The 14,245-nt window shown below is 30.8% G+C and carries 13 protein-coding genes and 1 tRNA gene; 8 read left to right on the top strand and 6 right to left on the bottom strand.

Annotation, left to right across the window (positions count from 1 at the left end; all coding sequences use genetic code 11):
* Positions 1-85 precede the first annotated feature (85 nt).
* The 3 genes from BMY33_RS22970 (at position 86) to BMY33_RS22960 (ending at position 2,719) form a co-directional block, all read left to right on the top strand.
* Positions 86-1,333: a PepSY-associated TM helix domain-containing protein gene (locus BMY33_RS22970; protein WP_091412890.1), complete on the top strand. Its 1,248-nt coding sequence runs from the start codon at positions 86-88 to the stop codon at positions 1,331-1,333.
* Positions 1,334-1,401: 68 nt separating this feature from the next.
* On the top strand, positions 1,402-1,842 hold the full coding sequence (locus BMY33_RS22965) for a hypothetical protein (RefSeq protein ID WP_091412888.1): 441 nt from the start codon (positions 1,402-1,404) through the stop codon (positions 1,840-1,842).
* Positions 1,843-1,909: 67 nt separating this feature from the next.
* On the top strand, positions 1,910-2,719 hold the full coding sequence (locus tag BMY33_RS22960) for an OmpA/MotB family protein (protein ID WP_091412886.1): 810 nt from the start codon (positions 1,910-1,912) through the stop codon (positions 2,717-2,719).
* Positions 2,720-2,809: 90 nt separating this feature from the next.
* Here the strand turns inward: BMY33_RS22960 and BMY33_RS22955 are convergent, their stop codons facing one another.
* A complete protein-coding gene (locus BMY33_RS22955; protein ID WP_091412884.1) occupies positions 2,810-3,655 on the bottom strand; it encodes a helix-turn-helix domain-containing protein in 846 nt (281 codons plus the stop codon).
* A gap of 128 nt (positions 3,656-3,783) precedes the next feature.
* Here BMY33_RS22955 and BMY33_RS22950 point away from each other — a divergent pair, with 128 nt between their 5' ends.
* Positions 3,784-4,140 (top strand): hypothetical protein, encoded by a 357-nt coding sequence (locus BMY33_RS22950; RefSeq protein WP_091412882.1) that lies wholly within the window; start codon positions 3,784-3,786, stop codon positions 4,138-4,140.
* 66 nt (positions 4,141-4,206) lie between these two features.
* On the opposite strand, the gene BMY33_RS22945 is transcribed toward BMY33_RS22950, so the two are convergent.
* Positions 4,207-5,079: a helix-turn-helix domain-containing protein gene (locus BMY33_RS22945; RefSeq protein ID WP_091412881.1), complete on the bottom strand. Its 873-nt coding sequence runs from the start codon at positions 5,077-5,079 to the stop codon at positions 4,207-4,209.
* A gap of 163 nt (positions 5,080-5,242) precedes the next feature.
* Between BMY33_RS22945 and BMY33_RS22940 the strand changes: the two genes are divergently transcribed.
* Both BMY33_RS22940 and BMY33_RS22935 read left to right on the top strand, forming a co-directional pair.
* The gene (locus BMY33_RS22940) at positions 5,243-5,611 is read left to right on the top strand and encodes a DUF983 domain-containing protein (RefSeq protein WP_091412879.1); all 369 of its coding nucleotides are present in this window, start codon (positions 5,243-5,245) and stop codon (positions 5,609-5,611) included.
* A gap of 390 nt (positions 5,612-6,001) precedes the next feature.
* Positions 6,002-7,411, top strand: a complete 1,410-nt coding sequence (locus tag BMY33_RS22935; protein ID WP_091412878.1) for a vanadium-dependent haloperoxidase — start codon at positions 6,002-6,004, stop codon at positions 7,409-7,411.
* A 77-nt stretch (positions 7,412-7,488) separates the two neighbouring features.
* Here the strand turns inward: BMY33_RS22935 and BMY33_RS22930 are convergent.
* From BMY33_RS22930 to BMY33_RS22920, 3 genes are all read right to left on the bottom strand, one after another.
* Positions 7,489-7,563, bottom strand: a tRNA-Pro gene (locus tag BMY33_RS22930).
* A 32-nt stretch (positions 7,564-7,595) separates the two neighbouring features.
* On the bottom strand, positions 7,596-8,633 hold the full coding sequence (locus BMY33_RS22925; RefSeq protein WP_091412876.1) for a cytochrome d ubiquinol oxidase subunit II: 1,038 nt from the start codon (positions 8,631-8,633) through the stop codon (positions 7,596-7,598).
* 7 nt (positions 8,634-8,640) lie between these two features.
* Positions 8,641-9,939, bottom strand: a complete 1,299-nt coding sequence (locus tag BMY33_RS22920) for a cytochrome ubiquinol oxidase subunit I (protein WP_091412874.1) — start codon at positions 9,937-9,939, stop codon at positions 8,641-8,643.
* Between the two features lie 296 nt (positions 9,940-10,235).
* Here BMY33_RS22920 and BMY33_RS22915 point away from each other — a divergent pair, with 296 nt between their 5' ends.
* A complete protein-coding gene (locus BMY33_RS22915; RefSeq protein ID WP_091412872.1) occupies positions 10,236-12,149 on the top strand; it encodes a tetratricopeptide repeat-containing sensor histidine kinase in 1,914 nt (637 codons plus the stop codon).
* A complete protein-coding gene (locus tag BMY33_RS22910; protein ID WP_091412870.1) occupies positions 12,136-12,789 on the top strand; it encodes a response regulator transcription factor in 654 nt (217 codons plus the stop codon). The genes BMY33_RS22915 and BMY33_RS22910 overlap by 14 nt, the downstream gene beginning before the upstream one ends.
* Positions 12,790-12,810: 21 nt before the next feature.
* On the opposite strand, the gene BMY33_RS22905 is transcribed toward BMY33_RS22910, so the two are convergent.
* Positions 12,811-14,124: a leucine-rich repeat domain-containing protein gene (locus BMY33_RS22905; RefSeq protein WP_170837163.1), complete on the bottom strand. Its 1,314-nt coding sequence runs from the start codon at positions 14,122-14,124 to the stop codon at positions 12,811-12,813.
* Positions 14,125-14,245 lie beyond the last annotated feature (121 nt).

The raw sequence follows: 14,245 nt of genomic DNA, 5'->3' as shown, positions 1-14,245 counted from the left end.
TGGTTTACACATATTGTTTTCTATTATGGGGTAATAGAAAATAATGGCAGTAGATTTTTCATAAATCCCTGATAATTCTAAAATCATGAAAAAAAATTCAAAACTTAATAAATGGCTTTGGAAATGGCATTTTATTGCAGGATTAATATCTCTTCCATTTATTCTTATACTTTCTATTACCGGAATTATTTATTTATTTAAATCTGATTATGAGACTCCGAGACAGAAACATATAAAAGAAGTAGTTATTACGGATAGTCCCATTTCTCTACAGGAACAATGGAAGATAGCTAATGAAACAGCTATCAAAAAACCAAACTCAATTGTTATCTCAAAATCACTTAATCATGCTACAGAGTTTGTCTCAGGAAGGTTTGGTGGTAAAAGTAGTTTGTTTATAAATCCATATTCGGGTACTGTTTCTGGTGAGATCATTGCCAAACAAACAGATATGCATACGGTTCGAAAATTACACGGAGAATTGTTAATGGGTAAATTTGGTACTAAAATTATAGAATTGATTGCAAGTTGGATGATTGTCCTGATACTTACTGGCTTATATGTTTGGTGGCCAGAAAGAGGATGGAAATTAAAGGGGTATTTTATACCGAGAACAAATCTAGACCGTAGAACATTATACAGAGATATTCATTCTATTTCGGGTTTTTGGATATCTATTTTATTAATAATGATCTTAATGGGAGGTTTTCCTTGGACGGACGTTTTTGGAGAAAATTTCAAAACCGTTCAAAAGTTAACAAATACTGGATATCCAGCCACTTGGAGAGGTCATCAATTAAAATCGAATATTGCTGGAACATCATTAACATTAGATCAAATGGTGTTAAAAGCAAAAGCAATAAAACTTCCTGGTGAGGTAACAGTAAGTTTTCCCAAAGGACCTAAAGGAGTATTTAGTGTATCTAACTTTAACCCTTCCGATTTAAACACTCAACAAAAAATACATTTTGATCAATACTCAGGTGAACCTATCCTAAAACTTACTTGGAAAGATGTAGGAGTTTTAATGCGAGCAAGAATGTGGTTTATGGCATTTCATCAAGGTCAGTTTGGCATCTTAAATTGGTGGTTAATTCTTCTGACTGCAATTGCGTTAACCATAATGAGTGTATCTGCTATTCTATCTTATTCATTAAGAAAGCGAAAGAAAAATTGGGGAGTCCCAAAAGTTCCTTCTTCGTTTAAAGTTGGATACGGGATTATAGTACTATTAATGCTACTATCGTTAGTATTCCCTTTATTCGGAATAAGTCTTTTATTAATTTTAGGAATAGAATACCTAAGAAAAAAACAATCTCGAAAAATTTCTTAATCTATAATAGGTCAGAATAATACATACTTAAAAAAGTAATACATTTGAACTATTAAAAACCAATACCAATGAAAACTAAAAACGTATATTTTATAATATTAATTGCTGGACTTCTAACAAACTTTTCCTGTAATCAACTATCAAAAGAAGAACAAGAATTTGATGCATTAATGCAAAAAGTAATTGATGTACATGATGAAGTAATGCCAAAAATGGGACCTATGAGCACTTTGATAAAAGAGTTGGAGCCCAAGATTGATACCACTTCTGTTGGAAAATCATATGAAAAGGCACAAAAAGATCTTAAGGATTCTTATGATTTCATGATGGATTGGATGAGTGATTTTAGCTCTAAATTTCCTCACGGTGAAGAAAATACCGTTGATGACCTGGAAAAGTTTACCGCAAAAATGAAAATGTTACAAGAAGAAGAAATCAAAGTTAATAAGTTGAAACAGCAAATCAATTTAAGTATTACTAACGCTGAAAAGCTTTTGAAAAAGTCATAACCATCGTATCTATTTATAGTTTCTAAAATTGTTTTATTTTTGCTCCTGCAACAAATCGCTTAAACCAATGAGAAAAATTATTTTATTAGCCTCTGTACTAATGCTAACCAATTCATTTGTACACGCACAAAAAAAGAAAGACCTAATTGCAGAAATTGACAAACTTAGGTCAGAGCTAAAAGGTACGCAAGGTGAATTAACCGAGGCCAAAAAGAATGAGAGAGTAAGTCAGTCTAAAGTAAAAACTATGGAAGCTCAAGTAGCTGACCTTAAAGACACCAACGCTTCACTTCTGGCTAACATGAATAGTTTCACTGAGTTATCTAATAAAAAGGCAACTAACTTACAGACTTCTCAAGAAATTATTAAATCAAAAGATAAACAACTAAATGTAATTAATGACGCTATTACAGCAAATGACTCCACCAATCTAGCTGTATTTAGTCAATTCAAGAATGCAATCGGCGGTGATAATATAAAGATTGGTGGAAGTACCATATTTATTATTTTACCAAACACTACACTTTTTGGAGAAAATGATAAAAATTACATTGTAGATGAAAAAGCAAAATCCACTTTAGAAAAAATTGCCGCTACATTAAACGCTAATCCTAATCTTACTATTACCGTAGAAGGGAATAGTAATGCATTAAAACTAGATGGAAAAAAACTAATTGATAATTGGGATTTAAGTTCTAGGCAAGCTGCATCTGTAGTTAGAGTACTACAAACAGATTATAAAGTTGACCCTAAACGTATGGAAGCTTTAGGAAAAAGTGAGTATGGTACTGAAGGTATAGAAACGGTAACGAAAATTATAATCAATCCTAAATTTGATAAATTCTATAATTTAGTTAAAGACAATATGAAGAATTAATCTTCTAAAGACTTTAATAATATATAAAAGACCAACTAATATTAGTTGGTCTTTTTTTATTCCTCGAATTAGGATATTAATATCTCTATTTTATGAATTCGTCAGTTTTCTACTTTTAAATTCTGTTGGATTCATTGTTGTATGTTTCTTAAAAAACTTAGAAAAATGCCCTGCTTCTTTATACCCCAATTCATAAGCTATCTCCTCTGATGTTTTATCAGAATATAATAGTAGCCTTTTTGCCTCTAATACAATACGCTCATTAATAGTTGCTAATGGTGACTTATCACTGTACTTATTAAACAAATTAGATAAGGTTTTAGGGGATTTAAACAACAACGCTGCATATTCAGATACTTGATGCTTTTCTCGAAAATTTTGTTCTATAAGAATATTGAATTTCCTTATAATGTCTAATTGATTATTTGGAATTTCTGATTCAGGCAAATCTTCTTTAATCAATCTTCTTGATTTGATAAGAAACCTTTTTAAAAGTGTCTGAAGCATTTCTCCTTGAATCTGATCTTTATTTTCAAATTCCTCTCTAAAAGAATCAAACATCATGGAGAAACTCACTTTTTCCTTATCGTCAAGAGATAATATTTGAGGTACAGAAGAGCCAAAAAACAAAAAACCATTACAAGACACTTCTTGATCATGATCTCTTATACAATAAAACTCTCTATTAAATACCAATGAAATAATTCCATCTATATTACTTTCTATTTCTAATACATTAAGTGGTGTACAAAAAACAATTTGATCCTTTTTTAATTCTATAAGAGATCCATCAATTCGAAAACTCACATCATGATCTTTACTCCATATGATCTTATACAGTCCTTTATTTCTGAGTAAATCTAGTGATGAAGAGCAATTAAAATTCGTAAGAATAAATGAGCTCTCATCTTTTATACTTGAATAATCTAATCTCATATTCAAATTAACAAATAAATTTTATCAAAAAAGAAAAATCTACCATTCTTAAGGAATAATTATCATTACAGAACATCCATACTCAACGTAAATTTGTTCATATAATTAATCTTAAAATAAAAACACATATGGAAACTACAATAGAAAACAACTTAAAACACGTTCACGAATTATTAGCTAAAGGAGCTTTTATAGAAGCTATGGAAACTTATTTACATGATGATGTAGAATTAAGGGAAAGTAACGATCAACCTAAAAAAGGAAAAGAGTTTAATTTAAAATTTGAGCACGATTTTATTAACAATCAACTTTCTGAATTCATCAGATATGAAGTAAAAAATTATGCTATCAATGGAAACCATTCTTTTTATGATGCTATTATGGAATTGAAACTTAAAGATGGAAGTACTATGCTTTCTGAACAAACTGTTGCAACCGAATGGAAAGATGGAAAAATCTATAGAGAACGCTATTACCACGGATAAAAAATCTCTAAAAAGAAAGTCTTTGTTTTATATTAAAATCCAATCCTTAGTTGATTGGATTTTTTTTTAATTATGATACTCCTTTCTAAACTCTAAAGGTGTTTTATTTGTTTTTATCTTAAAAACCCTAGAAAAATAAGCATAATCCTCGTATCCTAGACTTTGACCTATAATCGACAAAGAACTATTAGAATGCACTATTAATCGTTTTGCCTCTAACATTATACGTTCAGTAATTAAATCAGTTGTTGTTCTATTGAGCGTTCTTTTTGTTATCCTATTTAAATGCTTAGGAGTAATGTTCAATTTCTCTGCATAAAACTTGGCTGATTTTTCATTTTTATAAAACTGTTCTATTACTAGTTCTAAAGAAGAAAGAGTTTTTAAATACGTTGGCGTAGATGATGAATGTTTTGCTTTTTTATTTATATATAAACGAGATAAATCTATATAGATAAGATCAACTAAATTTATTATTTTATCTCTATTAAAAACCAAAGTTTGATTATACTCTGAATTTATCTGTTCAAAATATAACCTAATTAAAGGAATCTTGTCTTCGGTTAAAGTCATATAAGGTGGATTCTTGTACGAATAATAAAAAGGAAATCGTTGAAGTTTTTTGTTAGAAAAATAAAATTCATAAAAATCTTGTGAATGAAAAAAAATATATCCCTCTGGCTGATCTTCAAATTTCCAATAATGTGTCTGACCTGGCATTAGAAAAAACACACTTCCCGGTTCTACTATATAAGAATCAAAATCTACCTCGTGTATGCCTGAACCTTTCAAAAAAAATACACACAAGAAAAAATCATGTTTATGTGGCTTATGAAAGATATCTTTATTTTTTATTAAATGATTTTTTAAATCATTGCTATAAAAATCGGCCAAAGATTCTTCCTTCTCAAATTGAGTTATGTTTAATATCGGTATCATTTTAAAATCGCAATATATGTCCTTAAAGTACAAAAAAATGCAACAAACACATGAATAAAAAACTCATAGGCATAACTACTTTTGTATATAAATATACTTATATCTTTAAGATTAAATAAAGATAGCGCGTAATAAAAGTCTTTAATCTACAAATAAAAAGCAAATGAATTTTTTAAAGGGAACAAAAGCCTATAGTATCATAAAAGGTACTTGTCCGGTTTGTCATAACGAAAGTATGTATTCTGAAAAAAATCCGTATTTACTTAAAGATACATTAAAAATGAACGAACGTTGTAGCTCTTGTAATACTAAATACAAAATTGAACCTTCTTTCTTTTATGGAGCTATGTATGTAAGTTATCCTGTAGGTATTATATTCGCGGGTACTGCTTTTATTTTATCACACCTTGTATTTAACATAGACCTAATACCAACATATTGTATAATTGTACTGGTTATGATATTTTCTCTTCCAATAATCCTTAGAATATCCAGAAATATTTGGATAAACTTTTTTATGAGTTACAAATAAATACGGGTTTAGCATATTAAATAAAATATCAACCCGTAAATCTTTAATTTTTCAATAAAAAAACAACTTTTACTGAAAGAAAACAGCTATTCACAGAAAGTAAAAAGTCATTCAACAATACTGACAAACGTTCTACTGAAAGCACCATATTCCCTTACAATATTAATCTTAATTGTTAAGTTATTTCTTTTGAATTCGCTTAGCTAAGTATCTAAAGAAATTTTGATTTCAGATCAATCTACATTGTGAAGATGTTGTAAATATCATTTTTGAATTCGACACTTACTTTTTTCAAATATTAGTTGGCGCCAACGTAATATCTGAAGAACCTTACCCTCTTATCATAAATGATTCGAAGAGGTTTTAACCTAACAATTAACTATACAATTTATGAAACTATCAAATTTCAGAATACTATTAGTATTCTCAATCACCGCGATTTTTATACAATCTTGTTCATATGATAATGAAGAATTAAATACAGAATCACTTGACTCAGAAACCATAGATGATACTACTAAAGGTCCTAATGAATCTGATGCTACAATTGATTTGATTACGGATTGGAACTCTTTATGGGTTGAATTAGATCAACATGCATTCGGAATGCGACCTAATGCAACTGCAAGAGCTTTAGCTTATATACACTTAGCCGCATATGAAACTGCCGTATATGATATGAGAGGGTATCGGTCTATAGAAAATAGATTGGATGGACTGCAAATAAACCCTCGCGAAAGAGAAAGAAATATCAACTTGGACTTAGCACTAAATACTTGCTATGCTATTGTTATAGATCATTTTATGAATAACATTGATCCTTCAATAGATAGTAAAATAGGTTTATTACAATCTGAATACGAGGATCAACTTTCTAAAGGGTTAAGAAGACGTGATATTAGAAATTCTATTGAATGGGGAACACACGTTGCAGAACAGGTAATTGCTTACAGTCAAACAGATACAGAAGCAGAAACACAAATTTTGGAACCTCAACCTCTTGACTATGAACCTCCAGTTGGACCTGGTTTATGGAGCTATAGCGCGGAACCTGAACGTGGTTTGTTCCCATATTGGGGAAAAGTAAGAACCTTTGTAATCTCTTCCGAAGAAACCAGTAGTATCCCTCCATCTATAGACTATAGTACTGATCTTGATAGTAATTACTATGCCGAAATGAATGAAGTATATACGGTAAGTACCGAGGCCGCATCGCAAAACAATGAAGACTTATGGATTGCAGAATTTTGGTCAGACGATGTAGAAGGGCTCATGGTAAGTCCTCCAGGGCGGCAAATTGCTATTGCTAATCAATTAATAGATCAATATAACCTCGATTATGATAAATCATTAGCGATGCTTCTTAAATTAGGGTTTTCATTAAATGATGCTGCTGTATCATCATGGGCTGACAAGTATGAATATTTAGTAATGCGTCCAAGTGTTTATATTCAAGAGTTTATAAATCCTGATTATCAAACAAATTTATTTAAATTTATTTTTTGGCCTAACCCAACGTTTCCGGGATATCCATCTGGTCACTCTACCTTTGCCTCTGCTGCTGCAGGGATATTCATCGATGAGTTTGGAAATGACACTAATTTCACAGATAGAACACACGAAGGTAGAACTGAATTTTTGGGTCAACCAAGGCAATTTGACTCTTTTACTGAAATGGCAGAAGAAAATGCTTTCTCAAGAATCCCACTTGGAGTTCATATTAGAATCGATTGTACAGAAGGGTATCGTCTTGGTTACGAAATATCAGATGCTGTTAATAGATATCGATTAAGAAATTAGTAATATAATGCACTTTAATCTATAGTGATACTAAAAAAATCCAATAGTCTATTTTAAGGACTATTGGATTTCTTTTGTCGGGTAGAGAGGATTCGAACCTCCGATCTCTGGTCCCCCAGACCAGCACTTTAACCGGACTAAGCTACTACCCGAAATTTGAAGGACAAATACAAAAATACTTTTACTATGCGGATGGATTCTTGTTTTGTTCTAAAATTTTAATCATTTTAAATGATTTCAAGAGATGAAATAACCCCGGAAGAATAACGGCTCCACCAATAATTAATGATACTCCTAATACATTAATTACACTATCAGGAGCAATTTGATCTAATAAACTTACACTTCCATTTTTACTAATAATAATATTCGGAAAATGTGATATTAAAGCTGCAAGTAAAATCAAAAATACTTGTAATCCAGCAAAAAGTCTACTTAGTACTCTCCTACCCTTTTTTATAGTCAACCAAAGAGGTAACAACAATATTCCGGAAATTATCATCGCAGCGATAGCATAAGGATCTGTGATAAAATTCTTTACAAAAAAGTAATTGTCAATATATCCATATATAAAGGTTATTAATCCCATGACAAAAACAACAATAGTTGCTATAGCCGCTTTTCGAATATAAATATTTTCCTTTCCTTCTTCAGATTCACCAATAAGTAATACAGATGATAAGAATGCACATAAAGCTGCAAAAAACAATCCTACTAAAACACTAAACACATTAAACCAAGGTTTTACAAAAATTTCGTAAAAAGTTAAATTATTTATGTTTTCAGAAAGTTGAATTTCACCACTGATCAATCCACCAAATACCATTCCTAGAAATATTGGTGTAACCAAACTCGATACTTTAAACATTCCATCATACAACTTTTGTGAATTATCAATTATTGCATCATAATGTCTAAATACAAAAGCAACTCCTCGTAGGGTAACTCCTAATAATACTATAGTTAAAGGAATATGTAAATGAACTACTAATATATTGTAGTATGCTGGAAATGCGATCCACAAAATCACAATCATAATAATAATCCATATATGATTTGCCTCCCAAACGGGGCCCATTACCCTATAAATTGTTTTTTTCGTTATTTTCTGATTCTCTTCAGAAGAAAACATTTCTACAATACCCGCACCATAATCCGCACCACCCAAAACAACATATAGATACAAAGAAAACATCAAAAAAAACAATACTACATATAACATAAGCTAATTATTTTTGGGCATTAAGAACTTTGATTTGGCGAATCATCAACCAAGTAACGGCTACAGATAGTGTTAGATATACTACTATATATGTGTAGAAACTAAAAACGATTCCTGGCATTGGAGTTACTGCATCTTTTGTTCGCATAATTTTATGAATAATCCATGGTTGCCTTCCTACTTCTGTGACGATCCATCCCGCTTCTAACGCTATAAAACCAAGAGGAGCTAATAAGACAAAAAGTATCCAATATTTATTACTCTTTAACCATTTTTTCTTTTTTAAAGAAACGAAATACAATAACCCTGCGAGCATTAATACTCCACCAATACCAACCATTGTCTGAAAAGCATAATGTACAATAGGTACATTTGGACGTTCATCCTCAGGAAAATCATTCAATCCCTTAACCTCTGCATTAAAATCTCCAAACGCTAGAAATGATAACATCCCAGGAATAGCGATTTTATATTTCACTTCTTGAGTTTCTGCATTAACAATACCACCAATATACAATGGAACTCCTTTTTCTGTGTTGTAATGTGCTTCCATTGCTGCTAATTTTACCGGTTGTCTCTCAGCAATATCCTTCGCCGATATATCTCCACTAATTGGTTGTAATATCGCAGCAATTGCGCCAAATGTTAAGGCTATTTTAAATGCTTTGGTATGTAATGCTACTCTTCTTCCTTTAAATATTTGAAATGCATGAATTCCTGCAACGGCAAAACCAGTAGCTGTAAATGCAGCTAATGTCATATGTAATGCTTGTGTAAACCAAGCTGGATTTAACATCGCCTGTACTGGATCAATATTTAAAAACTGACCATCTATGTAATCGAATCCACTAGGAGAATTCATCCACCCATTGGCAGCTACTACTAAAATTCCCGAGGCAACCCCAGATAATCCAATAATAACACCAGTAAACCAATGAAATTTTTCTGGTAATTTATTCCACCCGTACAGATAAAATCCTAATGCAATGGCTTCTACAAAAAAAGCAGCTCCTTCCAATGAAAAAGGCATTCCTATAATAGGACCTGCATGCTTCATGAATTCTGGCCATAACAAACCTAATTCAAAAGACAAAGCAGTACCCGAAACTGCACCGGTAACGAAAAAAATCGCTACTCCCTTTTGCCAAGCTTTAGTTAGCGTTAAATAAATCTGGTCTTTAGTTTTTAACCACTTATAATGTGACACCACCATAAAAAAAGGCATCACCATTCCAATACAAGCAAAAACAATATGAAATATCAAGGTAAATGCCATCTGGAGTCTTGCTGCATCAAGGTTTTCCATAGAAAATTTTTAGTGAAAGAATGCTATTTTAATTACACTATAAAGATACGATTCAAAGCTCATTTTAAGAAGAAAAACGATAAGTCTTTTGTTTTTTTTACCATTAAATTTTAAACGTTGATTATCTCAAAAGAAATAGGTAAAAATACAGCCTAAAATCGTTAATAGTTTATAAGGAAATCTAACATCTTCTTGATCATAAGCTCTAGTATTTATTAAATACTCTTATCTTTAATAATACTTTACATTGGAATCTTTACCTTCGTAAATAGACCAATTTATTTTACACAGACTTAATGGACATAATACCTATTAGAAAAATACTTTTATGCATAACGCTATGCTATTCTTTTCTTTGTTTTGGACAAGAATCAGCTACGACGCAACTAAACAGCGCCATTGATTCTTTAGACGCTAACCCTAACTATTCTTATAAGGTTTTATCCAAAATTTCAAAAGACAACCAACAACAAGATTCTATAAAATCAAAAGCTAAACTTTATTTAGGAAGTTATTTTAATTCTATAGGAGTGGTCGATTCATCCATGTATTACACCAGAGCCTCCTTAATTCATTTAAGAAACAAAAAACATCTAGCTCAAGCATACAGACTACTGGGTTCTAGTTTTAGACGGAGCGGTAACATGGATGAAGCTATAGAAATGTTGTATAGAAGTCTTAAGATTTCTGAGGAAATTGATTATTTAGATATGATAACTAAAGTTAAATCTGATTTTGGAATTTTATACGCTAATAATGAAAACTATGATAAATCTATTCAGTTTTTTGAAGAGAGTAATGCAGCCACTACAGACAAAAATATCATTTCATCTAATTACATAAATATAGGAGCCGCATATTTTAGAAAAAAAGATTATGACAATGCTGAAAAATTCTTTCTTAAAGCTTATGAAATGATTCCTCCCAATACGTCTCCAAAAGCCTCTGCTACGCTAGCATTAAATATTGGAGATGTTTTACATAAAAATAAAAAGTACGAAGAAGCTTTGGCATATTTTAATGATAGTAAAAAGATTGCGGATCTTCATGGTTTTAAAGACAAAAGTATCAATGCTATAGTTCATAAATCAAAAGCTATTGCCGCATTAGGAAAACCAAAGGAAGCTATAAATCTTCTAAATAATAGCATAGCTCCAGCAAAGCTGATTTCTAATTTAGAAATACAAAAAAACATTTATGAAAATCTAACGAATATTTATGCTTCTATTGATGATTATAAATCCGCAAATCTAGCTTTAAACAATTTTCATGCTTTAAAAGATTCTATTAGTGATAATAGACAAAAAAAAACAATAACTGAATTAGAAGTAAAATATGAAACTGCAACTAAACAAAAAGAAATTTTACTTTTAAAAGAAGATCAACTTTCTAATGAAGCCGAAATAAAAAGACAACGTTTGTTAAAACGATTTTACATGATTGGATTCATTATAGTTCTAATCCCGATTATTGGTTTGCTTCTAGTATATTATCAGAAACTACAAGTAAAAACAAAATATAATGCTCAGAAAGAAGAAATTAATCGGCAGAAAACTGCTTCTTTTCTAAAAGAACAAGAGTTAAAACTAGCGAACACCTATGTAATTGCTCAGAACGAAGAAAGAAATAGAATTGCGAGAGAATTACACGATAGTATCGGAGGAAATCTAGCTGCTATAAAATTACAGATGATTAACATCGAAAAAGATAAAAAAACACAAGCTACGATTATCGATCAATTAGATAATACATATCAACAAGTTCGAGAAATATCTCATAACCTTATCCCTAAAAAAATTAATCAAACCGCTTTTGCAAATTATATAAGAGAATACATAGATACTATAGAAAAAGTTACAGAACCTGACATCAATTTTATACCACATCCTGTAGAAAAAATTAATACTATTAATGATAATCAAAAAGTAGAAATTTTTAGAATCATACAAGAGCTAATGACCAATGCGCTTAAACATGCTAAAGCGAAAGTTATAGAAATATGTCTTAATGCTTATAATGATTCTGTTGAAATTATTTTTGAGGATGATGGTATTGGTTTTGATTATAAAAAAGAAACAAATGGTATCGGTTTACAAAATATTAAAAAGCGCTTAACGTTATTAAAAGCAAAAATTGACATTGATTCTGCTGCTAATCGCGGGACGGCTATACGGATTGAAATACCTACTGTGCTAAATGACAAAAAATAATACATATAAACTAGTAGTGGCTGATGACCACAAAATGTTCTTAGATGGTCTTTTAAGTATCATATCACACGAATCTGATTATGAAATCGTTTACACTGCCAATAATGGTTTTGATCTTAAAAAATACTTAGAAATTAATAGTTCTGATCAAATTGATTTAGCGATATTAGATATTAATATGCCAAAAATGGATGGTGTAGCACTTAATCATTACATCAAAGAAAACCACCCTACTATTAAGACTCTTATAGTTAGCATGTTATCTGAACCTCAGAAAATTTATGAATTAACGCAAGCGGCAGTAAATGGATATATTCCAAAAAACGCAAAAAAAGAAGAACTTCTTAAAGCAATAGAAACCATATTAAAAGGTTCCAATTATTTCTCGAACAGCATCAAAGAAGCGTATACAAAAAGTATTTTTGAGCAAAAACAGAACAACGAAATTAACCTTAGTAAGCGGGAAAAAGAGATATTACAATTAATAGCCAAGGAATATACTACTCAAGAAATTGCAGATCAATTATTTTTGAGTAAATACACAATAGAAGGGTATCGTACAAGTCTAATTTCTAAGTTGAATGTAAAAAATGTAGTTGGGTTAGCAAAACATGCCATTAAATTAGGATTGGTAGATTAAGACCTGTTGTCAGCTAATTTTCTACATACAGCCTACTCCAGTATCAGCTACAATTTCTGTTCCCGTATTAATTAAATCACATACTGCGTTTGGCATAGAAACGATATTGTTTTCAGAAACATCCAAGATGTTTAAATTTATCAAATTACTTAGTTCTACTGGTATTTCTGCAATAGCATTAGTCTTCAATAAAAGGCTTTCTAATAGAAATAAATCTCCCACACTTTTATTTACCTCAGCCAAATCATTTCCGGATAATTGAAGTCTTTTTAGATTGGTTAGCTTTGTAATTCCTGAAGGAATAGTACTTATACCTGCATTGTAAATATCTAACCTAGTTAATGTTCCTAACTCTAAAACATAATCTGAGATTGAGCCTAACGGATTTGAAGAAACTCCTAAACTGGTTAACTGAGATAAATTTGTTATCTCTTCCGGAACTTCTGAAAGCTCTATATTATTAATAAATAATGAATTCAACTTAGAGAGCTCAAATATTTCCGATGGTAGTGTTTCTAAAGTATTATTAGATAAGCTCAAATATCTAAGTTCTGTAAGTTTATTAATGTCAGAAGGTATATCTACTAACATATTGGTATACACTCTTAGATCCGTTAGCTTTTCGAGACTAAAAAATTCTTCTGGAATTATTTCTATCTGATTTCCGCCGAGATTTAATACTCGTAAGTTATTAGACAAATCTTCAATCTGCCTTGGTATTTCTGCAATCATATTGCCTTCTAACGATAATGTTTTAAGATAAAACAAATCACAGATTTCTGGCGGTAATATGGTAAGCCCTTTTTCATCTAACTCTAACCCTATTATCTTCTCATCTATAACCACAACACCTTCCCAAGTGGAAACGTCATCATTAGTGATATCCCAACCTAATGTATTGTCGGGGTTTTGATTAAAAATAGTAAGCAAAATTTCTTGATCTGTACTGGCAACAACGCGCACTCTCACCGTATAATCAGAAGAAGTGCCATCTTCTGCTATCACACTATAATTTAAAGGTTCAGAAAAATCTACGAAAATATCCGTGCCTTGAATAATGGATGCTGATTCTGAAATTTTAATACTTGGTTTCAAAGCACTAATTGGAGTACCATATGGTAATACTACAGATATCAACTTATCATTTTGATCTATACGAGCGTTAACATCAATCTCTAGCTCTTCATTATCTGATGAGAGAAATGTAAATTCTATTATATCTTTTTCACTATTAAGTAAAATAACATCTGACCCATCTATTTCTTTAGAGCAAGAAAATACGATCAAACTAAACATTACTAAATGTAGGTTTTTATTGGTTAATAAGCCCTTCATTGGTTTTGGTTTTATGAGTTTTAGAAGAATTGTGTGATCCATCTATGTCAACCAAAAGTAGATTATAGAATGATAGCACACATCCATGATTTCCATAGAAAACACCCCCTGAAAACCACTG

This window comes from Aquimarina amphilecti (assembly GCF_900109375.1).
GTDB classification, from domain to species: Bacteria; Bacteroidota; Bacteroidia; order Flavobacteriales; family Flavobacteriaceae; genus Aquimarina; species Aquimarina amphilecti.
Note: the sequence above shows the minus strand (reverse complement) of the source record. Positions and strands in the feature narration are given on the sequence as shown.

What these genes read in the sequence shown, in the direction of transcription:
- BMY33_RS22970 (WP_091412890.1), top strand. Translation starts at nt 86, where the DNA reads ATGAAAAAAAATTCAAAACTTAATAAATGGCTTTGGAAATGGCATTTT.
- BMY33_RS22965 (WP_091412888.1), top strand. Translation starts at nt 1,402, where the DNA reads ATGAAAACTAAAAACGTATATTTTATAATATTAATTGCTGGACTTCTA.
- BMY33_RS22960 (WP_091412886.1), top strand. Translation starts at nt 1,910, where the DNA reads ATGAGAAAAATTATTTTATTAGCCTCTGTACTAATGCTAACCAATTCA.
- BMY33_RS22955 (WP_091412884.1), bottom strand. Translation starts at nt 3,655, where the DNA reads ATGAGATTAGATTATTCAAGTATAAAAGATGAGAGCTCATTTATTCTT.
- BMY33_RS22950 (WP_091412882.1), top strand. Translation starts at nt 3,784, where the DNA reads ATGGAAACTACAATAGAAAACAACTTAAAACACGTTCACGAATTATTA.
- BMY33_RS22945 (WP_091412881.1), bottom strand. Translation starts at nt 5,079, where the DNA reads ATGATACCGATATTAAACATAACTCAATTTGAGAAGGAAGAATCTTTG.
- BMY33_RS22940 (WP_091412879.1), top strand. Translation starts at nt 5,243, where the DNA reads ATGAATTTTTTAAAGGGAACAAAAGCCTATAGTATCATAAAAGGTACT.
- BMY33_RS22935 (WP_091412878.1), top strand. Translation starts at nt 6,002, where the DNA reads ATGAAACTATCAAATTTCAGAATACTATTAGTATTCTCAATCACCGCG.
- BMY33_RS22925 (WP_091412876.1), bottom strand. Translation starts at nt 8,633, where the DNA reads ATGTTATATGTAGTATTGTTTTTTTTGATGTTTTCTTTGTATCTATAT.
- BMY33_RS22920 (WP_091412874.1), bottom strand. Translation starts at nt 9,939, where the DNA reads ATGGAAAACCTTGATGCAGCAAGACTCCAGATGGCATTTACCTTGATA.
- BMY33_RS22915 (WP_091412872.1), top strand. Translation starts at nt 10,236, where the DNA reads ATGGACATAATACCTATTAGAAAAATACTTTTATGCATAACGCTATGC.
- BMY33_RS22910 (WP_091412870.1), top strand. Translation starts at nt 12,136, where the DNA reads ATGACAAAAAATAATACATATAAACTAGTAGTGGCTGATGACCACAAA.
- BMY33_RS22905 (WP_170837163.1), bottom strand. Translation starts at nt 14,124, where the DNA reads ATGAAGGGCTTATTAACCAATAAAAACCTACATTTAGTAATGTTTAGT.